Origin of the sequence: Acinetobacter sp. NIPH 817, from assembly GCF_000368405.1 — a bacterium.
Lineage (GTDB): Bacteria > Pseudomonadota > Gammaproteobacteria > Pseudomonadales > Moraxellaceae > Acinetobacter.
Genome location: NZ_KB849420.1, coordinates 2,697,743 through 2,720,661, shown reverse-complemented (window position 1 = coordinate 2,720,661; position 22,919 = coordinate 2,697,743). Strand labels below are relative to the sequence as shown.

Annotated in this window: 18 protein-coding genes; 10 read left to right on the top strand and 8 right to left on the bottom strand. The window is 40.6% G+C overall.

The features are described from left to right. Positions 1-131 precede the first annotated feature (131 nt). The 4 genes from tig (at position 132) to F968_RS16390 (ending at position 4,553) form a co-directional block, all read left to right on the top strand. The gene (tig, locus tag F968_RS16405) at positions 132-1,466 is read left to right on the top strand and encodes a trigger factor (RefSeq protein ID WP_004794757.1); all 1,335 of its coding nucleotides are present in this window, start codon (positions 132-134) and stop codon (positions 1,464-1,466) included. Positions 1,467-1,659: 193 nt separating this feature from the next. After that, on the top strand, positions 1,660-2,265 hold the full coding sequence (gene clpP, locus F968_RS16400) for an ATP-dependent Clp endopeptidase proteolytic subunit ClpP (protein WP_003654845.1): 606 nt from the start codon (positions 1,660-1,662) through the stop codon (positions 2,263-2,265). Positions 2,266-2,370: 105 nt separating this feature from the next. Continuing rightward, positions 2,371-3,684, top strand: coding sequence for an ATP-dependent Clp protease ATP-binding subunit ClpX (gene clpX / locus F968_RS16395; protein WP_004794754.1), 1,314 nt, complete (start codon positions 2,371-2,373; stop codon positions 3,682-3,684). A 152-nt stretch (positions 3,685-3,836) separates the two neighbouring features. Continuing rightward, positions 3,837-4,553, top strand: coding sequence for a DUF2846 domain-containing protein (locus F968_RS16390; RefSeq protein WP_004794753.1), 717 nt, complete (start codon positions 3,837-3,839; stop codon positions 4,551-4,553). Positions 4,554-4,577: 24 nt separating this feature from the next. Here F968_RS16390 and F968_RS16385 read toward each other — a convergent pair whose 3' ends face one another. From F968_RS16385 to F968_RS20005, 5 genes are all read right to left on the bottom strand, one after another. Continuing rightward, positions 4,578-5,132 (bottom strand): DUF2059 domain-containing protein, encoded by a 555-nt coding sequence (locus tag F968_RS16385; protein ID WP_004794750.1) that lies wholly within the window; start codon positions 5,130-5,132, stop codon positions 4,578-4,580. A gap of 141 nt (positions 5,133-5,273) precedes the next feature. Beyond that, positions 5,274-6,800 (bottom strand): fumarate hydratase, encoded by a 1,527-nt coding sequence (locus tag F968_RS16380; RefSeq protein WP_004794749.1) that lies wholly within the window; start codon positions 6,798-6,800, stop codon positions 5,274-5,276. Between the two features lie 228 nt (positions 6,801-7,028). After that, positions 7,029-9,173, bottom strand: a complete 2,145-nt coding sequence (pta, locus tag F968_RS16375; protein WP_004794746.1) for a phosphate acetyltransferase — start codon at positions 9,171-9,173, stop codon at positions 7,029-7,031. 45 nt (positions 9,174-9,218) lie between these two features. Continuing rightward, positions 9,219-10,421 (bottom strand): acetate/propionate family kinase, encoded by a 1,203-nt coding sequence (locus F968_RS16370; RefSeq protein ID WP_004794745.1) that lies wholly within the window; start codon positions 10,419-10,421, stop codon positions 9,219-9,221. After that, positions 10,403-10,522, bottom strand: coding sequence for a hypothetical protein (locus tag F968_RS20005; RefSeq protein ID WP_081399573.1), 120 nt, complete (start codon positions 10,520-10,522; stop codon positions 10,403-10,405). Before F968_RS20005 ends, F968_RS16370 begins: the two co-directional genes overlap by 19 nt. Positions 10,523-11,181: 659 nt before the next feature. Between F968_RS20005 and edd the strand changes: the two genes are divergently transcribed. From edd to F968_RS16345, 5 genes are all read left to right on the top strand, one after another. Then, a complete protein-coding gene (gene edd / locus F968_RS16365) occupies positions 11,182-13,035 on the top strand; it encodes a phosphogluconate dehydratase (protein ID WP_004794743.1) in 1,854 nt (617 codons plus the stop codon). Positions 13,036-13,054: 19 nt separating this feature from the next. Further along, positions 13,055-13,684 (top strand): bifunctional 4-hydroxy-2-oxoglutarate aldolase/2-dehydro-3-deoxy-phosphogluconate aldolase, encoded by a 630-nt coding sequence (gene eda, locus F968_RS16360; protein WP_004794742.1) that lies wholly within the window; start codon positions 13,055-13,057, stop codon positions 13,682-13,684. A 185-nt stretch (positions 13,685-13,869) separates the two neighbouring features. Further along, the gene (locus F968_RS16355) at positions 13,870-15,228 is read left to right on the top strand and encodes a GntT/GntP/DsdX family permease (protein WP_004794740.1); all 1,359 of its coding nucleotides are present in this window, start codon (positions 13,870-13,872) and stop codon (positions 15,226-15,228) included. Between the two features lie 17 nt (positions 15,229-15,245). Then, on the top strand, positions 15,246-15,758 hold the full coding sequence (locus tag F968_RS16350; RefSeq protein WP_004794739.1) for a gluconokinase: 513 nt from the start codon (positions 15,246-15,248) through the stop codon (positions 15,756-15,758). 167 nt (positions 15,759-15,925) lie between these two features. Next, a complete protein-coding gene (locus F968_RS16345) occupies positions 15,926-17,554 on the top strand; it encodes an NADP-dependent glyceraldehyde-3-phosphate dehydrogenase (protein ID WP_004794737.1) in 1,629 nt (542 codons plus the stop codon). A 115-nt stretch (positions 17,555-17,669) separates the two neighbouring features. Here F968_RS16345 and F968_RS16340 read toward each other — a convergent pair whose 3' ends face one another. Then, positions 17,670-18,935 carry a glutamate-5-semialdehyde dehydrogenase gene (locus F968_RS16340; protein WP_004794736.1) on the bottom strand — a complete coding sequence of 422 codons (1,266 nt, stop codon included), beginning with the start codon at positions 18,933-18,935 and terminating at the stop codon, positions 17,670-17,672. A gap of 299 nt (positions 18,936-19,234) precedes the next feature. On the opposite strand from F968_RS16340, the gene F968_RS16335 reads away from it, so the two are divergent. Next, a complete protein-coding gene (locus F968_RS16335) occupies positions 19,235-20,548 on the top strand; it encodes an alpha/beta fold hydrolase (protein WP_004794734.1) in 1,314 nt (437 codons plus the stop codon). A 55-nt stretch (positions 20,549-20,603) separates the two neighbouring features. Here F968_RS16335 and F968_RS16330 read toward each other — a convergent pair whose 3' ends face one another. Then, positions 20,604-21,446 carry a class I SAM-dependent methyltransferase gene (locus F968_RS16330; protein ID WP_004794732.1) on the bottom strand — a complete coding sequence of 281 codons (843 nt, stop codon included), beginning with the start codon at positions 21,444-21,446 and terminating at the stop codon, positions 20,604-20,606. 325 nt (positions 21,447-21,771) lie between these two features. Continuing rightward, positions 21,772-22,791: a beta-N-acetylhexosaminidase gene (gene nagZ, locus F968_RS16325; RefSeq protein WP_004794729.1), complete on the bottom strand. Its 1,020-nt coding sequence runs from the start codon at positions 22,789-22,791 to the stop codon at positions 21,772-21,774. Positions 22,792-22,919 lie beyond the last annotated feature (128 nt).

The window sequence follows — 22,919 nt, the reverse complement described above, 5'->3', positions numbered from 1 at the left end:
TGAAATTTACGAGAATAATGACGCTAACTTAAATGAAGTGATCGGTTAATTTTGTATATCTTGAAAGTTGTCATATAATACAGCACTTTTAAAAAAACTGTTCCTACTCACTAATTTTTATCGAGGAAGCCATGCAAGTAACGACTGAAGCGGTTTCGGGCGTTGCCCGTCGTTTAAATGTGTCTGTACCGACGAGCCGTATTAACGAGCAATTTGAAGCTCGTTTGAAACGCACTGCCAAAACTGTGAAGATCAACGGCTTCCGTCCAGGTAAAGTACCTGAAAACGTTGTTCGCCGCGAATATGGTGCAGGCATTTATCAAGAAGTTGTAAATGACATCATTCGTGATAGCGTTTTTGAAGCAATTCAACAAGAAAAAATCAATGCGGTAGGTATGCCGAACATTGATAAAGTTGAACATAAAGAAGATGCTTTAGTTTTTGAAGCGACTGTAGAAGTTTATCCAGAAGTTGCAGTACAAGCATTCGACGGTTTAGAAGTTGAACGTAAAACAGCTGAAATTAAAGATGCTGACGTTGATGCTATGATCGAAAACTTGCAAAAACAACGTCAAACTTGGGCTGTTACCAAGGGTATGGCGAAAAAAGACATGCAAGTGACTTTTGACTTTGAAGGCACTATCGACGGTGAAAAGTTTGAAGGCGGTTCTGCTGAAGACTTTAAACTCGTATTAGGTTCAGGTCGTATGATTCCTGGCTTTGAAGACGGCATCGTTGGTATGAAAGCTGGTGAAGAGAAAGTAATTGATGTTACTTTCCCAGAAGACTACCAAGCTGAAAACTTGGCTGGTAAAGCAGCTCAGTTCAAAATCACTGTGAAACAAGTTGAAAAATCAAAACTTCCAGAAATTGATGCTGAATTCTTGAAAATCTTCGGTGTAACTGAAGAAGAAGGCGTTGAGAAATTAAAAGCTGACGTTCGTAAGAATATGGAACGTGAAGTTCGCAATGGTTTACGTAACCAAGTTAAACAAGCTGCTTTTGATGCACTTGTTGCTGCGAACGAAGTTGAAGTTCCAACTGCAATGGTTGCTCAAGAAATTGACCGCCAACGTCAACAAATGGTTCAACAATTCACTCAACAATTTGGTGGTGCAGGTGCGCAATCTTTTGATAAGAGCATGCTTCCTGACGAATTGTTCAAAGAACAAGCAGAGCGTTCTGTTAAGCTTGGCGTATTGGTAAGCAAAGTTTTAGCTGATGCTAAACTTGAAGTTGACCAAGCTCGCGTTGATGCTTACATCGACGACATGGCTTCTTCTTACGAAGATCCAACTGAAGTGATTGAATACTTCAAAAATGATGCTCAACAACGTGCTCAAATCGAAGCAGTTGTATTAGAAGATCAAGTTGTTGATCACATCTTAGCTGGTGCTAAAGTGACTGACAAAGCTGTATCTTATGATGACTTATTGAAAGAACAACAAGCTCGCCGTATGGGCTAATCTTTTAAGAAGTCAGAAAAAGGCGCTTTAGGCGCCTTTTTTGTTTTTCTTTATGTGGTCAATTTGAGTGCGACATTAAGTACTTAGGTATAAATAATATAATATTTCAGTGCGAACCTTTTGCAATTTGAGAAATTATCCCGCATATTGTTGCCATAGGTTAAGTCACAAAAAATTTAGGAATAAATAACGTATGTATGTTCCAACAATTGAAAATGCTTTAGTTCCTGTTGTGGTTGAACAATCTTCTCGCGGCGAACGTTCTTTTGATATTTATTCACGACTTTTACGTGAGCGCGTCATTTTTTTAACAGGTGAAGTTGAAGACAATATGGCAAATCTAATTGTTGCCCAAATGTTGTTTTTAGAAGCTGAAAACCCTGATAAAGATATCCACCTTTATATCAACTCTCCAGGTGGGTCGGTGACAGCGGGCATGGCTATTTATGACACGATGCAGTTTATTAAACCTGATGTCGTAACATATTGTATGGGCCAAGCTGCTTCAATGGGTGCATTCTTATTAAATGCTGGTGCTAAAGGCAAACGCTATTGCCTAGAAAATGCCCGTGTCATGATTCACCAACCATTAGGTGGTTTCCGCGGTCAAGCATCGGATATTGAAATTCATGCGCGTGAAATTCTATTTATTAAAGAACGTTTAAACCGCTTAATGGCAGAGCATAGTGGTCAAGACTACGAAACTGTTGCTCGTGATACTGACCGTGATAACTTTATGACAGCACAGTCTGCTAAAGAATATGGTTTGGTTGATCAGGTGTTAAGTAAGCGTCCATAAGGACCTTCTTATATAAATAACTTGAGATGTTGAAAAAGATCTCCATTTAGTTATTTATGCAGTGCATCTTGCCCTAATATTTAAGATTCTATTTGTGGAGTGAATATGTCCGAACATCCTCAAGGACAAAAACATTGTTCATTTTGCGGTAAAACGCAGTCTGAAGTCGGGAAACTGATTGCAGGTGAGGACGCATATATTTGTAATGAGTGTGTGGATGTCTGCTTAGACCTTGTACAAACCAGCCAACAGGTTGAAGCAGGGGACTGGGCGAGTAAGGCATTGCCAAAACCACATGAAATACGTGCTGCGCTTGATCAATATGTAATTGGTCAAGATCTTGCCAAAAAGACATTATCTGTTGCGGTTTATAACCATTATAAACGCCTAAAAGTTGGTCATAATGGACATGTGTCTAAAGAAGTAGAAATTGCTAAAAGTAACATCCTACTGATTGGACCTACAGGTTCGGGTAAAACTTTACTTGCGCAAACATTGGCTCGCCTATTAGACGTTCCATTTGCAATGGCGGATGCAACGACATTAACCGAAGCTGGTTATGTCGGCGAAGATGTTGAAAATATTGTACAAAAGCTTTTGCAAAAAGCGGACTACGATGTAGAGAAAGCTCAGAAGGGCATTATCTATATTGACGAGATTGACAAGATTACTCGTAAATCTGAAAACCCGTCAATTACGCGTGATGTTTCTGGTGAAGGTGTACAACAAGCATTATTAAAAATGATTGAAGGTACAGTGGCTTCTATTCCTCCGCAAGGTGGACGTAAGCATCCACAGCAAGAGTTTATCCAAATTGACACTTCGAATATCTTGTTTATTTGTGGTGGTGCATTTTCCGGTTTGGAAAAAATTGTACAGCAGCGTCAAGAGAAAGGCGGTATTGGTTTTACAGCTGATGTTAAAAACAAAGATGAAACCAAAAAACTTGCTGAATTGTTCCGTCAGGTTGAACCAACTGACTTAGTGAAATTTGGTTTAATTCCAGAATTCATTGGTCGTTTACCAGTGATTGCGACACTTGAAGAGTTGGATGAAGAAGCATTAATGCAAATTTTGACTGAGCCAAAAAATGCATTAACTCGCCAGTATCAATATCTTTTCACTATGGAAAATGTTGATCTGATCTTTGAAGATTCTGCATTGCGTGCTATCGCGAAGAAAGCACTTGAACGCAATACGGGTGCGCGTGGTTTACGTTCTATTATGGAGAACGTGCTGCTTGAAACCATGTACGATTTACCAAGTCGTACTGATGTTGGGACAGTCATTATTAATGAAGCAGTCATTAATGGTGAGGCAGAACCTGTTTATAAAGTAGAGCGTCAGCCTAAAGAAGCTGCAACACATGAAAGTGTTGCTAAAGCAGATTTAAAGGTTATTGATTCGAAGTCTGCATAGATTTCATTCATCTAAAAAGCATGAATCGCGCGAGTGATTCATGCTTTTTTTGTTTTCAATTTATGTGCGCGGTGTTAATCTTAAAAATACAAAATACGCATAGTTTTGCGTTGTAAAAAATAAATCAAAAACAAAACGCTTTGAGGGATGCCATGCGTTATTTAATCGTATCTTTGTGCTGTGCCGGACTATTTGTGGGCTGTCAAAGTTCATCTCATTTGGAAAAAAATACGGGTGAATTGACTGCAACCCTACCTAAAGTTGATGTTGAAAAAGAACCTGGTTTGTTTGATCAATATCATGTGGGTGGTTTTGCTGTAGGTGGTTGGGTTAACCAAAAGTTGGGTCAGACTTTTGCTCCAGTCAAACCACAAAATCAGCAAGCTGCTGTAGTTTATCTTTATCGACCAGACACGAAATGGAATCGTCAGGAAATTGCGGCGATAAATCTTTTTGTGAATGGCAAGCGTATTCCGAGTCTATTACATAATCATTATTACTGGATTGAATTACCAGCAGGCACTTATCGTCTTTCTGCAAGCCGCCCTTTACTTGGTATTCATTTTCAAGAACCGAAATATATTGATATCACTGTTGAGGCGGGAACGTCTTATTATTTGAAATATGATGAAGAGAACAAAATGGACCGTGGTGAACACACTGGCCCATTTATGTTAATGCAAGACAATATAGGACGTAGAGAGATAGCATTTACCGAGCTTAAATCTTCTAGCTACAACTTTGTGGCTGAAGAAGCTTCAGGAAAGATTCGACATAAACCACAAGAATTAAAGCCAGCCAAATATGATGAAAAATCAGATGTACATCTGATTAAGCCATTTAAATTATGGAATCCTTTAACTTGGTAATGGACCGCAAAAGATAAAGAAAAGTTAAGACTTTTCTTTATCTTTCATGAGTGGGGCAAGAATTTTAAGCATCTCTTCTTGCATATGATCTCTTGCTTTAGGGTCATTAAAGGTCTGTTGTCCCAACTCCATCATATATTCTGAAATTTGCCCCATAATTTGCACGTTTTTACGTGTAATTGATTGACCTTCTGGAGTTTTCAAAAACTTTAAATTTGCCTGAATTTCTTCTTCAGTATAAGTCTTAAGATAAATATCCTGTAAAGCTTGAGCGGTTTTTGGGTTGCTAATGAGTTGATTGCTCGAATCTTTTAAGAGTAAACCTAACTTCTTCGCGGCCTCTTTTTCTTTTGGACCTAAAGTTTTGATACCCGTGATATTACTAACGATCTGTTCTGCCTGTTGATCATAGTAAGGTGTTAATTCATTAATTGATTCTTTAAGTAGGTAATCAATTTGGCTCATTTGCATGAGTTCTTTGACTGAACTTAACTTAGCAGGAGACGCAAATAAGCTTGTGGTGATACAGCTTAAGCAGAGGCTGATTGAAAGGTTTTTAAGAATAGGGCGAATAGTCATGAAATGACCTATATTCAATATATGGCGAGAGAGTGCATTTATTAATAGCACAGATTGAAGAAGTAATTGTTACAATTCTTTTCAGATTTTGAAATAAAAAAAGAATGCAAAAAAAAGCACCGGATTCGGTGCTTTTCTTGATTAGCCAGCTGCTGCATCGACTACTGGAATTTTTCCAATTTTCGCTTGCCAGATTTTTGGAGCTACTGCGTGAATTGAAGTACCGTTTACATCAACTGCAACAGAAACAGGCATATCTTCAACGACGAATTTGTAGATAGCTTCCATACCTAAGTCTGCAAACGCAACAACTTCAGCTTCGCGAACAGCTTTAGATACGAGGTAAGCCGCACCACCCACTGCCATTAAGTAAGTTGCTTTGTTGTCTTTGATTGCTTCAATTGCTGTAGGACCACGTTCAGCTTTACCGATCATGCCGAACATGCCAGTGTGCTCAAGTACTTTACGTGTGAATTTGTCCATACGGGTTGCAGTTGTTGGTCCTGCTGAACCGACTACTTCATCACGAACTGGATCGACTGGACCTACGTAGTAAATGAACTTACCTTTAAGATCAACTGGTAATTCTTCACCATTGTCGATCATTTCAACCATACGTTTGTGTGCAGCATCACGACCTGTGTACATTGTTCCGCTAAGAAGTAATGTATCACCCGGTTTCCAAGAATCCATTTCTTCTTGAGTAATGGTATCAAGGTTTACGCGTTTAGACTGTGAAGCATCCCAAGTTACTGAAGGGTAGTCTTCAAGTTTTGGTGCTTGAATATGAGCTACGCCTGTACCATCAAGCTGGAAGTGAGCATGACGAGTAGCAGCACAGTTAGGAATCATACCAACTGGTTTACCAGCAGCATGACATGGGTAATCTTTAATTTTAATATCAAGGACAGTCGTTAAACCACCAAGACCTTGAGCACCAATACCAAGTGCGTTTACTTTTTCAAAGATTTCGATACGAAGTTCTTCGATTTTGTTCTCTGGTCCACGGCGAAGTAATTCGTCCATGTTGATTTCTTCCATGAGTGCTTCTTTAGCAAGCATCATGGCTTTTTCAGCAGTACCACCAATACCAATACCGAGCATACCTGGAGGACACCAGCCTGCACCCATAGTTGGAACAGTTTTAAGTACCCAGTCAACAATCGAGTCAGATGGGTTAAGCATTGCAAGTTTAGATTTGTTTTCTGAACCGCCACCTTTAGCAGCAACAGTAATATCTACTTTATTACCCGGAACGAGTTTATAGTGAATTACAGCAGGGGTATTATCTTTTGTATTTTTACGACCAAATGCAGGATCAGCAAGTACAGATGCACGAAGAACATTGCTGTTTTCAAGGTAACCTTGGCGAACACCTTCGTTTACCGCATCGTCTAAGCTCATTGTTAAATCAAATTTAACATCTAAGCCCACTTCAAGGAAAACGTTAACAATACCAGTGTCTTGGCAAATTGGACGATGACCTTCCGCACACATGCGAGAGTTAATTAGAATCTGTGCAATTGCATCCTTTGCGGCTTTGTTTTCTTCGCGATCATAAGCACGGCTCATCGCTTGGATAAAGTCTTGCGGGTGATAGTACGAAATAAACTGTAGGGCGTCCTTGATCGATGTAATCAAGTCATCTTGTTTGATAATCGTTGTCATACCAGAAAATCTCTTGAGCGGGCTGTTAGCTAGCGGGCTAAATTATATGACAAAAAGATAGTGTTGTGGGAGATTGGTTGATCTTTTGACCGAAAGTCGCATAAGAAGATATTGAAGTAATTTAAATGCCAGAAATCGGAAAATTAATTATTTTTGAATGACTAAAATAAAAAAAGCCATTTGAGCGGACATCAAATGGCGAGAGGTAGTAAAGGTGAATTATATTAATTATTTGGCAGTGGCTTGCTGTTCTGCCTGAATTGCGGTTAATGCAATGGTAAAGACGATGTCATCTACCAATGCTCCACGAGATAAATCGTTGACTGGTTTGTTGAGACCTTGCAGCATTGGACCTACACTGACTACATTTGCAGCACGCTGTACTGCTTTGTAAGTGGTATTACCCGTATTTAAATCTGGGAAAATAAATACATTTGCACGGCCAGCAACGCGTGAGTCTGGTGCCTTTTGACGGCCTACACTTTCAACTGAAGCTGCATCGTATTGAAGTGGACCATCAATAAGTAAATCAGGACGACGTTGCTGAGCAATTTGAGTTGCTTGCTGTACTTTTTCAACATCTGCACCAGTTCCAGAAGTACCGGTTGAGTAGCTGATCATGGCAATACGCGGATCAATTCCAAATGCTTTCGCTGAGTCAGCAGACTGAATCGCAATTTCAGCCAATTGTTCTGCTGTAGGGTCTGGGTTAATCGCACAGTCACCGTAGACATAGACTTCATCTGGTAAAAGCATAAAGAATATTGATGAAACTAGTGAATATTCAGGTGCTGTCTTGATGAGCTGGAATGCTGGGCGGACTGTATTTGCTGTGGTGTGTACCGCACCTGAAACTAAACCATCTACATGGTCTAGGGCCAGCATCATAGTGCCAAGCACTACAGTGTCTTGTAATTGATCTTTAGCTTGTAATTCGTTGAGTTTACCTTTACGTAGCTCAACCATTGGTGCAACGTATTGGTTGCGAATACTATCAGGATCGACAATTGCCAATTCGGCAGGTAATTCAATCCCGCGTGCTTTTGCAACATCGTGCACAGCATCTGGTTTAGCTAACAAAATACAGTCAGCAATACCTCGTGCCTGACAAATTGCTGCAGCTTGAATAGTACGAGGTTCATCACCTTCAGGTAGTACAATTCGTTTTTTCGCTGCAATCGATTTTTGCACCAGTTCATGACGGAAAGCCGATGGCGATAGGCGAGGGGTAGCAGCATTGTTACTGTGCTGCTTAAGCCATTCAACATCAATATGACTTGAAACAAAACGAGTCACTTGCTCGGCACGTTCGGTATCGTCTGTTGGAATTTCATTGCCAAAATTAGACAGGCGCTGTGCAGTTTCCAATGTATTTAAACGGGTATGTAAAATTGGTAACCCTTGCTTAATTGCACTTTGACAAAACTCTAAAAGCTCTGGTGCTGGCGCTTCTCGTTCTGTAAGTACTAAACCAGCCAGAGGAATACCATTGCTGGTTGCCAAACTACTTGCGAGTAAAACATCTGTACGCTCAGATGCGCTAATAATTAATTCGCCTGCAATAAACTTATTCAGTTCATATTCAATGCTTGAAGCAATTAGACTTGAATGCAAAATACGACGTGTTTTGGCTTCCCCTTGATGTACCCATTGCCCATCAATGACATTTGCAATATCGAGAGTCCTTGGTACGCTCAGTGTATTACTAAAAGGAACAAGTCCAATAATTGGTAAGTCACTAGAGCCGAGATAACGATTATATTTTTGCAGTTCGCTCGTAAATTTTGTGATTTCTTCGGTTGGTCGTAAGGATGGATCAAATGCAACAGGAATTTGTGCTGTTTCTTCAGTTAATCCACGAGTACGCATAAACAGTACGCCAGCAGTACGATTTGACGCTGCACCGCCAAATTGACGTAAATGAGCATCTACTTTTTCTGCTGTTTTTTTCGGATTTTGAATATCTGCTGTACTGACCAAGACAACTTCCGCATCAAGTGCTTGTGCAAGACTTGCATTGAGTTCACTGGCAAAGTGGTCTTGTCCGTTAGGTAATAAGCCTTCCACAATAATGACATCATGGTCTGCTGCAACGCTACGATGGAGGCTAACCGCTTCTTCAAGTAATTCATCTACTTCTCCAGCGGCAATAAGCTGGGTTAATTTTTCATGCGAAATAGATTGAACAGTTTTACTTTGAAATAAATGACCAAATAATGAAGTGGTTCGGTCAAGAGGTTCTTGGTCTTCTTGAGAAAATGGTTTTAAAAAGCCTGCTTTAATCCCGTTACAATCAAGTGCGTAAATCATGCCTAAGCAGGCAGAGGTTAAACCAACCCCTTCGCCTGTAGGAATCAATAAAATTGTATTCATATAAACCTATAAATAAACGAATATCGAGTTTTCGCTGAGCTCTAATTAAGCCAGGCTTGCTACAGATGCTGTATTTTCTGCCGCTTCTACAACTTGACGAGTTTCTTTGGCAATACGACCTTCTTCATCTGTAGGAATGACCCAAATTTGAGGACCAGTTCCATTGTCGATTCGGCCTTCAGTACCACGTTTTAGGTTATTATTTTGGTCTTTATTTAGCTGTAAACCAAAATGAGGTAAATAAGCTAAGGTTTTTTCACGAATATAAGCTGAGTTTTCGCCAATACCACCTGTGAAAATTAAACCGTCTAAAGTTGGTAAACCACAGCTTAATGCAGCAAGTGATTTTGCTAGGCGATAGCTAAAGACTTCAATTGCAAGACAAGCATCTTCATTACCATTTTCAGCAGCTTCAATCACTGTACGCATGTCATTAGACAGTTGAGATAAGCCTAGTAAGCCACTTTCGTTATTTAAAACTTTATCAATTTTTGCTAAGTCCCAACCGAGGTTTTTCGCAAGGAAGCTATGTAAGCTTGGATCAACATCACCACTACGCGTTCCCATCACTACACCTTCAAGTGGAGTGAGGCCCATAGATGTGTCAACACTTTGTCCATTCCATACTGCGCAAGTTGAACTGCCATTTCCTAGATGCGCTGTTAACCATCCACCTTTTTTCAGATTGCCGGCAAGCTCACTTGCTTTATCAGATACATAGGCGTGGCTTGTCCCATGGAAACCATAACGGCGGACGTTGTGGTCAGTATATAAAAATTTAGGAATTGCATAACGATATGCATGCGGTGGCATGGTTTGATGGAATGCAGTGTCGAATACGGCAACTTGAGGTAATTCAGGGAATAGGCGTACGGTTGCGTCAATACCAATTAAATGTGCTGGGTTATGAAGTGGAGCTAAAGGCGTCGCAGCACGAATACGTTCAATAATTTCAGGAGTGAGTAATTCTGCTTTGGTAAGGCTTCCACCATGTACAACACGGTGACCGATCGCTTGCGGTTTGTAGTTGGCAAGACGTGCAAGTAAAGTTTCTAAAGCTTTGGCGTGGTCAGCATAAGGAATTGAAAGTTCAAGTGGTTCGCCACCTACTGTAACTCCCTTAATACGAGCGTCAGCTGCCCCCAAGTTTTCTGCTAAACCGTAAATACGGTCTTCACGACGCTCTGAAACCAGTGCGTATTTAATAGATGAAGAGCCGCAATTGATAACTAATACTGATGTAGCCACGTTGAAATACCCAAGTCCTGATTTAAAGTAGTTTTCCTAACTTCCTGTTCAAGATGTATTATTTTCCGATACAGATTGAACGGGTTGTCATGTTTTATCATGTGTTGTTTTTCTGTCCAAGATAGACTTTAGCCCATTAGACTTAAGCACTATCGACCATCAAATTATTTCTAACTAATATCTATCCAGTATAAAGCTTAACCACTGTATTCCTTGTTTTTTTATATGCCTAGAAAAGAGTTTTTTGTATATATTTATGAAAAAATAAAACTGAATGAAAAACGTATTTTAAATCTTAAAGATTGATTCTTTATTGAATAGGTATCTCATGTCTTTAAATTAAATTTTAAGCATATATTACAAATAATATACGTAAGTTAAATTAAGTTTTAATAGCATTCGAGAGAATTAAAAAGAACCAAATATAGTTTTATTAATACTAAAAATTAGAATGAAAAGAACATCATTTATATATTGTTAATTATATTTCATTACATTGATATTGCGATAATTTTACCGTATTTTTTAAGGTTTATTTTAGGTTTAAATATACCTCATTATTAATAAGAATTTTGTCTAAAATATAAACTTACTATGCCTTTAAAGCTTGTGCTGAGGCCATTACAGCCGTATTGGTTGGGGTTGCATGTCGCTTTTTGCCTGAATAATATTGTTCATCCTTTTTCAAATGATTATAAGAAATATATCATTTGGTCTATTTTTATATTCCGGCTTATCCGGTTGTACAGGAGCGTCCAGCATGGACTTGCCGAACCCTATATTGGCAAAAGTTACCGAGCGTGTAATCGCACGTAGTCAAAAAACTCGTTCTGCATATTTACAACGTATTGAACATGCACAAGGCAAATTTCCTGCTCGTGGAGCACTTTCATGTGCCAATCTGGCTCATGGTTTTGCCAGCATGGAAGATAATGAAAAGTTAATTATTAAAGTAGGTCGTGAGCCAAATATTGGCATCGTATCTTCATATAACGAAATGCTTTCGGCCCATGCACCTTATAAAACATTTCCAGATTTAATTAAAACAGCCGCTCGTGAGAATGGTGGCGTAGCACAGTTTGCAGGTGGTGTTCCTGCGATGTGTGACGGTATTACCCAAGGTAATGCTGGCATGGAACTATCTTTGTTCTCTCGCGAAACCATTGCGATGAGCACAGCGATTGCATTGTCTCATAACATGTTTGACGCAGCTTTATGTCTGGGTGTTTGCGACAAGATTGTGCCAGGCTTACTGATTGGTGCTTTGCAGTTTGGTTATTTGCCTACTATTTTTGTGCCAGCTGGCCCAATGACCAGTGGGTTATCTAACGATGAGAAAGCTAAGATCCGTCAGCAATTTGCAACGGGTCAGGTTGGCCGAGATGCTTTGTTAGAAGCTGAGTCAGCTGCTTATCACGGACAAGGGACTTGTACTTTTTACGGTACAGCCAACAGTAACCAGATGCTGATGGAAGTTATGGGCTTGCATTTGCCAAGTGCCGCATTTGTCCATCCTCACACACCATTACGTGATGCACTTACCGCAGAAGCTGCGATTCGTGTACTGGATTTAACAGTTGAGCGCGGAAACTATACGCCGATTGGTCATGTGATTGATGAAAAAGCCATTATCAATGGCATCGTGGCATTGCTCGCGACAGGTGGTTCAACCAACCATACTCTGCATCTAATTGCGATTGCTCGTGCAGCTGGCATCTTAATTGACTGGGATGACTTCGATGAATTGTCTGCTGTTGTTCCATTGCTCGCAAAAATCTATCCAAATGGTAAGGCTGATGTAAACCATTTCCAAGCTGCGGGTGGAGTGGCTTTCCTCATTCGTAACTTACTTAAAGCTGGTTTATTGCACAACGACGTAACCACAGTGGCTGGTAAAGGCTTGCACCATTACACCAAAGAACCAAAACTGATTGGTGGCAAACTGACTTGGGTTGATGGTGTGGTTCAGAGTCTTGATGACAAAGTACTCCGTAGCATTGATGCGCCGTTTCAACCAGATGGTGGCTTGCGTTTAATGCAGGGTCGTCTTGGCCGTGGCGTCATCAAGATTTCTGCTGTTGCGCCAGAACATCGTAAAGTTAAAGCACCAGCAATTGTGTTTGATTCTCAAGAAGCGGTTCAAGCTGCGTTTGATCGTGGCGAATTGCACCGAGACTTTATTGCGGTTGTTCGTTTCCAAGGTGCTCGTGCTAACGGTATGCCTGAATTGCATCGTTTAACGCCTGTGTTGGGTGTTTTACAAGATCAAGGTTTCCACGTTGCTTTAGTGACTGATGGCCGTATGTCTGGTGCTTCAGGCAAAGTTCCTGCGGTGATTCATTTATCTCCAGAAGCCTTACTAAATGGGCCGATTGCTAAAGTGCAAACAGGCGATATGTTGATTATTGATGCTGAGGCAGGCGTACTCGATGTTGAAATAGATGAACAGACTTGGCAGTCGCGTCCTGTTGCACAGCCAGAACATCAGGCAGAAAACGAAGTTGGCTTTGGCCGTGAATTATTTGGTGTTTTCCGTGCTGCTGCTGCGCCAGCTGAACATGGAGCATCTGTATTTGGTGCATTAGTTGGTGAAACTTCACCAGAGCAGATTTGAGTCAAAGGAACTGAAAATAATGATTAAAATTGAAGATATCGTCAAATTAGGTCCAGTCATTCCAGTATTGGCATTTGATTCTGCCGAGCAAGGTGAAGATGTATCACGTGCTTTACATGCTGGCGGTGTAAAAGTCCTTGAAATTACGTTGCGTACTGCTGCGGGTCTTGCTGCTATTGAGCGTGCTAGCCAATTGGCAGATGACATTGTGGTCGGTGTAGGAACGATTACCAAGCCAGAACATTGTGCTCAAGCTAAAAAAGCAGGTGCTCAATTTGGTGTATCTCCCGGTTTGACTAAAGATTTGCATTTGGCTGCACAAGATGCCGGCTTGCCTTTATTGCCTGGTGTGATGACACCAAGTGACCTGATTCAGGCAATTGAATTAGGTTATGACATTGTAAAGTTCTTCCCAGCTCAACAGGCAGGTGGCGTTGAGATGCTAAAAGCATTTTATGGTCCATTTCCAAACTTACGCTTTTGTCCGACTGGCGGAATTACTGCAGAGTCAGCACCAGATTTCTTAAAGCAACCTAACGTGGTTTGTGTGGGTGGTTCATGGTTAACACCTAAAGCTACTGTAGCTGCACAAGACTGGGTTGAAATTACTCGCTTGGCACAAATTGCGAGTCAGTTGAGAGCACTGTAAATGTAGTCAATATTTATAAAAAATGAAGTGCATTTTATGTGCTTTAAAGGCTGTATTGATGTGACCAGTTTGTGCTGGTCACACCTAAATATAAAAATTTAATGTCTTAACAGTAGGAATTACTGTGGTTGAAGACCTTTGTTTAGGCAGTGTGCCTAAATAATTATTCCAAGGAGAAGTGTCCCATGGAGACGGTTCAGGGTGGCATGTTACTGATCTACACTGTAATCGCGATTATTGCTTTAGTGGTCATGATCGCGAAGTTTAGAATTTATCCATTTCTGGTTCTCATTATTGTTTCACTTGGTTTAGCTTTAGCTGTTGGCATGCCAATGGGCGATATTGTTAAGTCATATGAAGCTGGTACTGGTAAAACCCTAGGCCACCTTGCGATTGTAATCGCATTAGGAACAATGCTCGGCAAAATGATGGCTGAGTCGGGTGGCGCAGAGCGAATAGCAATTACTTTAATTAAGTGGTTTGGTGAGAAAAATATTCACTGGGCCATGATGTTTATTGCCCTTATTGTTGGGCTTCCCGTATTTTTCGAAGTAGGTTTCGTTCTACTCATTCCAATTGCGTTCAACATTGCGAAGCGAACAGGCAAATCCTTACTGGTTGTGGGCTTGCCAATGGTTGCAGGTTTGTCGGTTGTGCATGGCTTAATTCCACCACATCCAGCAGCGTTGTTAGCAGTACAGGCTTATCATGCTGATATTGGTAAAACAATTGCTTATAGTCTGATAGTGGGTGTGCCAACAGCTATTGTTGCTGGACCATTGTATGCACTTTGGATCAATAAATACGTCAAATTGCCTGAAAATAACCCGTTAGCGAAGCAGTTTATTGAAGCAGATACGAATAGAACTCGCGAGCTACCAAGCTTTGGGATTACCTTATTTACGATCATGCTGCCAGTTGTATTGATGTTAATCGGCAGTTGGGCAGATCTTTTCTTTGCACCACAAACTTTTGCAAACGACTTACTACGTTTTATTGGTACTTCTGATATCGCATTGCTCATCGCAGTATTGGTCAGCTTTATTACTTTCGGTACGATGCAGGGCTTTAACCGTGAACAAATTGAAAAATTCTGTGGCGGATGTTTAGCTTCTATTGCTGGGATTATGTTGATTGTAGGTGCTGGCGGTGGTTTTGGTGGCATTTTGCGTGACACCGGTATTTCTAATGAGATTGTTTCTACAGCTTTAAAGGCAAATTTATCGCCGTTATTGTTGGGCTGGTTTGTTGCAGCATTAATTCGTTTGGCAACAGGATCGGCAACGGTTGCCATGGCTACCGCTTGTAGCATTGTGGCTCCAATTGCAGCCACAGCGGGAGTTGCGGTTAGACCAGAACTTTTGGTACTTGCCACAGGTTCAGGTTCATTAGTTTTCTCACATGTAAATGACGCAGGATTCTGGTTAATCAAAGAATATTTTGGTATGACAGTAGGACAGACACTCAAGACTTGGTCAGTATTAGAAACGATCATTTCGGTGTTGGGTTTATCTTTCACGCTACTGCTTAGCACTATTTTATAATTAAAGGTGAGTAATCCATGATTGTGATTGCAATGGGTGTCTGTGGAACAGGTAAAACCCTAATTGGTGAATTGTTATCAGAGCGTTTGGCTTGTGAGTTTCTTGATGGCGATACGCTTCATTCAGCTGCAAATAAAAGTAAGATGAGTCAGGGCATTCCCTTAACAGATGAAGACCGCTTGCCATGGTTGCAAGCAATTCGTCAGGTCATTGAAACCAAACAGAGAGATGGTGAAACGGCTGTATTTACATGCTCATCTTTAAAGCGCATGTATCGCGATATTTTAAGAGGGCAGGACCAGAATATTAAGTTTGTCTACTTAAAAGGTTCTTATGAATTATTACAGCAACGACTTGCAGAAAGATCAGGTCATTTTTTTGACCCAGCGTTGCTACAAACACAGCTAGACACATTAGAGGAACCTGATGTAAATGAAGCAATTGCTATTGATATTGCTCTCACACCAGAACAGATCATTGAACAAGTCATCCAGAAGCTAGGGGTGACTGATAGTGTGTGTCGGGGGTAGATTCAGCTAGAAAGGTTATCAACGCTTTAAAATATTCACCTTGTGGTTAACGGTTCAAGCAAGGTGAGTACGGATAATAATAGTGATATTGACCCGAATAAATCCTAATTAGAATGGAAAGTTCGGGAATATATAAAAGACATACGAATAATAAGGTATTAAGAAGAATGAATCAGTTAAATAATCTACAACATAAATTCCCAGTAGTGGACAGTATTCCTGAAAGTGTGCGTTTACCCTCCCAAATTCATCAGCGTGTCTCACTGGTAGATGGTGAATTGAAGCTATGGGCTGGTGCAACCAAGAAAACATTATCTCCAATCTGGATTCAGCAGCCTGACGGTAGCCTACAGCAAGTTGAACTTGGTAGTTATCCAGTCATGGGTGAAAAAGAAAGCGATGAAGCACTAGAGGCAGCGGTACGGGCTTACAATAATGGTCGTGGCGAATGGCCAATGATGAAGGTGAGTGAGCGCATTGCCTGCATGCAAAAATTTATTCAGCGCATGGTGGAACAGCGAGATCTGATTATTAAGTTGATCATGTGGGAAATTGGCAAAAGCTTGGCGGATTCAGAAAAAGAGTTTGACCGTACAATTACCTACATGCGTCAAACGATTGATGCTCTGAAAGATTTAGATAATGCCAATTCCCGTTTTGTAATTGCCGAAGGTACGATTGGTCAAATCCGTCGTACTCCACTAGGTGTCGTGTTGTGTATGGGACCATATAACTACCCGCTGAACGAAACCTTTGCGACTCTGATCCCAGCCATGCTGATGGGTAATACCATTATTTTTAAACCACCTCAATTTGGGACCTTATTGTTTGAACCGTTACTAGAAGCGTTCCGTGATTCATTTCCAAAAGGTGTGATCAATACCATTTATGCACCAGGCTCTCTAGTGGTACCCCATCTACTGGCATCTGGGCAAATTAATGTATTGGCACTGATTGGTTCTAGTAAAGTAGCTGATCACTTGAAGAAGCAACATCCTAAATCTCACCGTCTGCGTGCGATTTTGGGGCTAGATGCGAAGAATGCAGCCATTATTCTGCCGGATGCCGACCTAGATCTAACAGTGAAAGAGTGCCTGCTGGGTGCATTGTCGTTTAATGGTCAGCGTTGTACAGCACTCAAAATGCTGATGGTACATAGCTCAATAGCCGATGAGTTCGTTAACCGCTTAACGGCTGAACTGGCCAAACTTAAAGTGGGGATGCCTTGGGAAAAAGGTGTGTTTATTACTCCGTTACCAGGCATGCACCGTACGACCTACATGACTGAAGTCATTGAGGATGCCATGGCTAAAGGGGCAAAAGTGGTTAATCTGGAAGGCGGTGAATTCTGCAAAACGATGTTCTATCCAGCTGTAGTTTATCCAGTGACTGAGGGGATGAGGCTGTATCGCGAAGAACAGTTTGGTCCAGTGATACCAGTCTCTGTTTATGATGACATTGAAACTGTGCTGGACTATGTCACTACTTCTGATCATGGTCAGCAGGTGAGTATTTTTGGTAGTGACCCTGAGCAAATTGGCCACTTGGTTGATCCGCTGGTTCATCAGGTCTGTCGTGTGAACATCAACTGTCAATGTCAGCGCGGCCCTGATGTGTTCCCATTTGGTGGACGTAAAGATTCTGCGGAAGGTACATTGTCTGTGCATGATGCGCTTCGTGCATTCTCGATCCGTTCTATGATTGCTGCTAAACAGACAGATGACAGCAAAGGCATGTTGGCCTCTATGGTGTCTGAACACTACTCTAAATTTGTGAATACCGACTTTATTTTCTAATAAATATACGATTAAGAAAAACCAGCCTTCGGGTTGGTTTTTTATAGTGACTCATAACTTGAGTAATAAAAAACGCCTGATATTGATCAGGCGTTTTTTTGAAGTGTTAAATCTGTTATTGGCGAATTTGTCCGTCACCTAACACAATCCATTTTTGTGAAGTTAAGCCTTCTAAACCCACTGGGCCGCGGGCATGGATTTTATCGGTGGAGATACCAATTTCAGCACCTAAGCCATATTCAAAACCATCAGCAAAACGAGTTGATGCATTAATTACGACTGAGCTTGAATCTACACGAGCCAAGAACTGACGAGCTAAAGTGTAGTTTTCAGTCACAATTGCATCGGTATGATGTGAACCATATTTGTTGATATGGTCAATTGCTTCATCAATCCCGCTCACCACTTTAACTGCGAGAATTGGCCCTAAATATTCGGTGTACCAATCTTCTTCTGTTGCAGGTTTTACAGAGGCACCCAAAATGCGGCGTGTTTCTGGACAGCCACGTAACTCAACTTGTTTTTCAGCATACAGTTCAGCAATGTGCGGTAAGAAAACGTCTGCAATTTTTTCATCAACCAGCAAGGTTTCCATCGCATTACAAACGCCATAACGATGTGTTTTGGCATTTAATGTAATTGGTAATGCTTTTTGCAAGTCTGCCTGTGCTTCAACGAATACGTGGCAGTTACCATCAAGATGTTTAATGACAGGAATGCGCGCTTCGTTAGTTACACGCTCAATTAAGCTTTTGCCACCACGTGGAACAATTACATCTACATATTCAGCCATGGTAATAAGATGACCAACAGCCGCACGGTCAGAAGTGTTAATCACTTGAACTGAATCTTCAGGTAAGCCAGCAACTTTTAAGCCATGCTTAATCGCTTCAGCGATCGCTTTATTTGACTCAAGTGCTTCTGAACCACCACGCAAAATAATGGCATTGCCCGATTTAATCGCTAAAGATGCAGCTTCAAGGGTTACGTTTGGACGTGATTCGTAAATCATCCCAACAACACCTAAAGGCACACGCATTTTTCCAATTTGAATGCCTGTGGGGCGATATGCAAGATCAGTAATTTCCCCAATTGGATCGACAAGTGCAATCACATCTTTTAGACCTTGCAACATTCCTTTAAAGCGTGTGGGCGTAAGTTCAAGACGATCAAGCAATGCGCTGTCGAGCTGATTGCTACGACCTTTATCCATGTCGATTTGATTCGCTGCCAAGATTTCTGCCTGATTATTTTCTAAAGCAGTATAAATAGCAGAGAGTGCATGATTTTTTAGTGAGGTAGAAGCACTTGTTAGGACACGAGATGCCTGACGTGCTTGTTGCCCGACTTTTTGCATATATTGTTCAATTGAGTCTTGCATAGCATTTTTTAATCATTTACCAATGAGTAAGATAGTAGCAGTCAAATGCGGAACAATGAATGGCTTTTTTTGAAAAATGTGACTGCCATAAAAAAACATTTAAATATTTTGCAAACTATTAGCGACTTAAACAAGATGAGCGGTCATTTGAGCGATTGCGTATATTTCACACAATTGTTTAGAATGTTATTGTGCAATACAAACTAATACAAATTTAAAAGTTTTGTGCATAAAAGATTACGTGTTCAAGAAGGAACTCTTGCAGCATAAAAAAATTACAGCAAGGAGGAAGCAGGGATATGAATTCCATTATTCAAATGGATTCGGAGATCAACCAAGCTTATGCCGGTTTTGGCTTTTTCGATATCTACCATAGAGATAGTTTTAAACAACCTGCTCGTACAACATGGATTGACGGCTGGAAAATTGAATATATGGCAATTGCCGATCCAAAATCGATTCACAATACGCCAATTGTGATTGTGGGCGGTGCTTTCCAGAATTTTAATTCTTATAAATATTGTGTTGAACAACTTTTTGAAAGTGGTCCGGTCATTTTAATCGATTTGCCTTCTATGGGTGCAAATCAGCAAATTACTAATCGGGATACTGGCGTATCTGCAGGTACTTTAGAGTTACCTGATTTATCTAAAATGTTGGGACGCTGGTTAGATATTGTGGGTCTACAAAAAGTTTCCGTTATGGGAATGTCTTTAGGGTCAGTGATTGCTTCTTGTTTTGCCTATCATCGTCCTGAATTAATGGATCGCATGATTTTAATGGGGGTTATGCAAAAGACCCGAAAAAGTTGGCGAATGATTTTGGAAGAGTCGCTCAAGCTCATGCAAGAAAACCGCATGGAAGAGTTTGGGCAAGCTGTAATTTTATATTTAGTTAATCATGCAAAATTAGATAAAACCCGCATGTCACCAACAGCCAAGAAATTATTTTTTAGACAAATGGCTGAGTTTACGGGTACTGAGCGAGAACGTTATGAAATTAACTGTAATCGTCTTTTGCGGTTAACGGATGTACCTATTCCAGAGTGCAAAACGTTGGTTGCATCAGGGCAGTACGATAGTTTTACTCTGCCTCATGAAAATGCGAACTTTGCGTTGCAATGCCCAGACATGGAATTTGCATTGATCGCAAACGCAGATCATGTACCGCAGCTCCAGCGTCGTAAAGAAACCATGAGTTTGTTTACTTCATTCTTAAAAGGTGAATCTATCCAAAATTTGGATGGCATTATTCCTATGACACGTGAACAAATGCAAAACATGGAACGCCGTGGTGAAGAGCGAGTTCGAGTTTTGCAGCCAAATACTCAACTTACTCACCGAGAGTCTGATGTAGAGGTACCTGTAACAATTGTTGATGTCACTTTCTTCGGTATGTATTTAAAAATGGATGATGTTTCTCAGCTTAATTTTGTGAATGACCATCCACGTGACTTGGCACTGCATTTAGAAGATGAAGAGGGTAGCTTTGCAATTGAGTGCTTAATTTTTGAGAGTACAGAGCAGGGTATTCGCGCTTTATTTAAACATGGTAGTTTCGAACTTGCTGATCGTTTAAGCCGTTTTATTGCTCGTCAAAAACAAGCAGTTTAATAATATAATTATAGATGGAAGCTCGTTGATGTCGAGCTTCCATTTTTTATATTGGTTATTTTATTTGCGCGTGAATGGTCCAGACCAAGTCGCCTAAATGTTGCTCATGACTATCTTGAGACGCTTGTCCAAAGAAAATTTGTGGTTGTTCCACGCTAACTTGATCGAACTCTGTATCTTTAAAAAAGTCTTCAACTTCTTTGGGATTTTTGAAGTGAAAACTAAACGAGCTTCGAGACATTAATTTCAATAACTTACTGCTATTCCAGATAATACTAGCAAGTTTGTTTTTAACTGGTTCAGGGTAGAGGTCAGTTAAATAATGAAAATTTTTAAAAGAAGCGCCATAGTGAGCAATCGATTGAATCAGCTGTTTTAATAAATCTTTATCAAAGTAATTAATTAAACCTTCACTAATCACAACTAGCGGGCGGTTCGGGTCAAATACTTTAAATGCTTGTGCAAAAGCTTCTGTAAATAAATCAACTGATAAAACTTCAGGTGCATTTTTTTCAATTTGCTGTAACGCATTTTGTTTGGTTTGTGCCATGTCGGGTAAATCAAGCTCCCGATAGGTAATCGAAGGGTAATGCTGTCTAAACCACCAACCGCGTGGGGACAGGCCACATGCTATTTCTAGAACTTGTAAATCAGGACTTTCTTGAATGAGTTGTTTTAAGTGATGATCAAGCATGGTGTGACGTTGTTTAAGCGTCGTGCGCATACTACCGCCCACATATTTCTCAGCCCAAGATTCTATTGGATGAACCAAATATGCCAGTGATTTGCCTTTGGTAGTGGCAAGTGCTTCATGAGAGATCCCCATTTGATACCAGATATAGCCTGTATAGTGGGCTGTAAAAGAGATGTGGCGGTGTTTTGAAAGTTGTTGTGTCATTCGTCCTGAGCTCGATTTATTGTTTTTCTGTGATCTTCATTATTTATAACAATGAAGAGGTTTTAATGCATTGATGTTGAATGAACCTGTATGACGGAGTCCTGTCAATTAGGTTCGCATTCTGGGATGAACTTTCAGTTAGAGTTACTTTTCTTTCGGGAAAAGTAACCAAAACCATTGTCATACGCAAAACCTGTTCACTTTCTGCATCTATCAAATATATTGAAGCAATCAATATCCTTCAGCAGATGAGCAGGTTGCGTATGACTTAACCGCGTATCAGATAGCGAATAGGTTTTTGTAGCCAATTGAAATTTATACTAACTTAAATCGAATTTTTAAACTCTTCAATGGCTGTTTTGACAGCTTGCCACTCGTTGCCAAGCGATAAGGTTTCACCAATCTGAATTTGTGGAATTTGACCACGCATTCGTTCAAGGCGTTCTTGATTTGGTAGCTCTAAGTTTGCAATACCTTCAAGTGCTGTACATGCCGCACTACGGTCATTACACACGAGTCCCATATCACAACCAGCAGTTAAAGCAGCTTGAATACGTGCATCTGCGCCACCTGCTACACATGCAGCTTGCATGCTTAAGTCATCAGAGAAAAGTACACCATCAAACTTCAAACGGTTGCGTAGAACTTCTTGAATCCAGAAAGGTGAAAAACCGGCTGGATTTGGATCGATCTGATCATAAATCACATGTGCAGGCATGAGCGCATCAAGCTGAGGCATAAGCTTAATGAAGCTTTGCATGTCATGGTTGTAAATTTCGTCATAGCTACGGCTATCGATTGCAGCTGCGACATGAGAGTCGGCTTTCACTGAGCCGTGACCCGGGAAATGTTTGCCCGTGTTTGCCATTCCAGCTTTTTTCATGCCTTGCATAAACGCGCCAGCAAGTGGTGCGATATCCTCAATATTTTTAGAGAAGCCACGATCACCGATCACATCACTAATTGCATTAAGGTCTAAAACGGGTGCAAAACTAAAATCGATACCGACAGCAAGGACTTCGGTTGCCATTAACCAACCGCACTGTTCAGCTAGTTCAAGTGCTTTTTGAGGTTGAGTAATATAGAGTTCACCGAAACGACCCATGGCTGGTAATAAGGTAAAACCTGATCTTAGGCGCTGAACTCGGCCGCCTTCTTGGTCGACAGCAATTAAAATATCTGGACGAATTTGACGCATATGGTCCGTTAAGGCACGGACTTGTTGTGGAGATTCAATATTTCGTGCAAATAAAATCATGCCACCGACTTGCGGAGCGCGTAATAGTTCAATATCTTCTTGAGTAAGTTCTGTGCCGGCGATGTCCAGCATCAATGCGCCAATCATATTGGTTCCATTTGAATTTTGATTGAAAAACAATAAGCGAATTTTGCAATGTTTTGCTACATTTTGTCAGTACAGAATATGATAAAACTACACGGTATAAACAATTTAGTTGGTTAAGATTTTGAATC

Bases quoted from the DNA above. Each gene is read 5' to 3' on its own strand.
- tig (WP_004794757.1), top strand. From the start codon at position 132: ATGCAAGTAACGACTGAAGCGGTTTCGGGCGTTGCCCGTCGTTTAAAT.
- clpP (WP_003654845.1), top strand. From the start codon at position 1,660: ATGTATGTTCCAACAATTGAAAATGCTTTAGTTCCTGTTGTGGTTGAA.
- clpX (WP_004794754.1), top strand. From the start codon at position 2,371: ATGTCCGAACATCCTCAAGGACAAAAACATTGTTCATTTTGCGGTAAA.
- F968_RS16390 (WP_004794753.1), top strand. From the start codon at position 3,837: ATGCGTTATTTAATCGTATCTTTGTGCTGTGCCGGACTATTTGTGGGC.
- F968_RS16385 (WP_004794750.1), bottom strand. From the start codon at position 5,132: ATGACTATTCGCCCTATTCTTAAAAACCTTTCAATCAGCCTCTGCTTA.
- F968_RS16380 (WP_004794749.1), bottom strand. From the start codon at position 6,800: ATGACAACGATTATCAAACAAGATGACTTGATTACATCGATCAAGGAC.
- pta (WP_004794746.1), bottom strand. From the start codon at position 9,173: ATGAATACAATTTTATTGATTCCTACAGGCGAAGGGGTTGGTTTAACC.
- F968_RS20005 (WP_081399573.1), bottom strand. From the start codon at position 10,522: ATGATAAAACATGACAACCCGTTCAATCTGTATCGGAAAATAATACAT.
- edd (WP_004794743.1), top strand. From the start codon at position 11,182: ATGGACTTGCCGAACCCTATATTGGCAAAAGTTACCGAGCGTGTAATC.
- eda (WP_004794742.1), top strand. From the start codon at position 13,055: ATGATTAAAATTGAAGATATCGTCAAATTAGGTCCAGTCATTCCAGTA.
- F968_RS16355 (WP_004794740.1), top strand. From the start codon at position 13,870: ATGGAGACGGTTCAGGGTGGCATGTTACTGATCTACACTGTAATCGCG.
- F968_RS16350 (WP_004794739.1), top strand. From the start codon at position 15,246: ATGATTGTGATTGCAATGGGTGTCTGTGGAACAGGTAAAACCCTAATT.
- F968_RS16345 (WP_004794737.1), top strand. From the start codon at position 15,926: ATGAATCAGTTAAATAATCTACAACATAAATTCCCAGTAGTGGACAGT.
- F968_RS16340 (WP_004794736.1), bottom strand. From the start codon at position 18,935: ATGCAAGACTCAATTGAACAATATATGCAAAAAGTCGGGCAACAAGCA.
- F968_RS16335 (WP_004794734.1), top strand. From the start codon at position 19,235: ATGAATTCCATTATTCAAATGGATTCGGAGATCAACCAAGCTTATGCC.
- F968_RS16330 (WP_004794732.1), bottom strand. From the start codon at position 21,446: ATGACACAACAACTTTCAAAACACCGCCACATCTCTTTTACAGCCCAC.
- nagZ (WP_004794729.1), bottom strand. From the start codon at position 22,791: ATGATTGGCGCATTGATGCTGGACATCGCCGGCACAGAACTTACTCAA.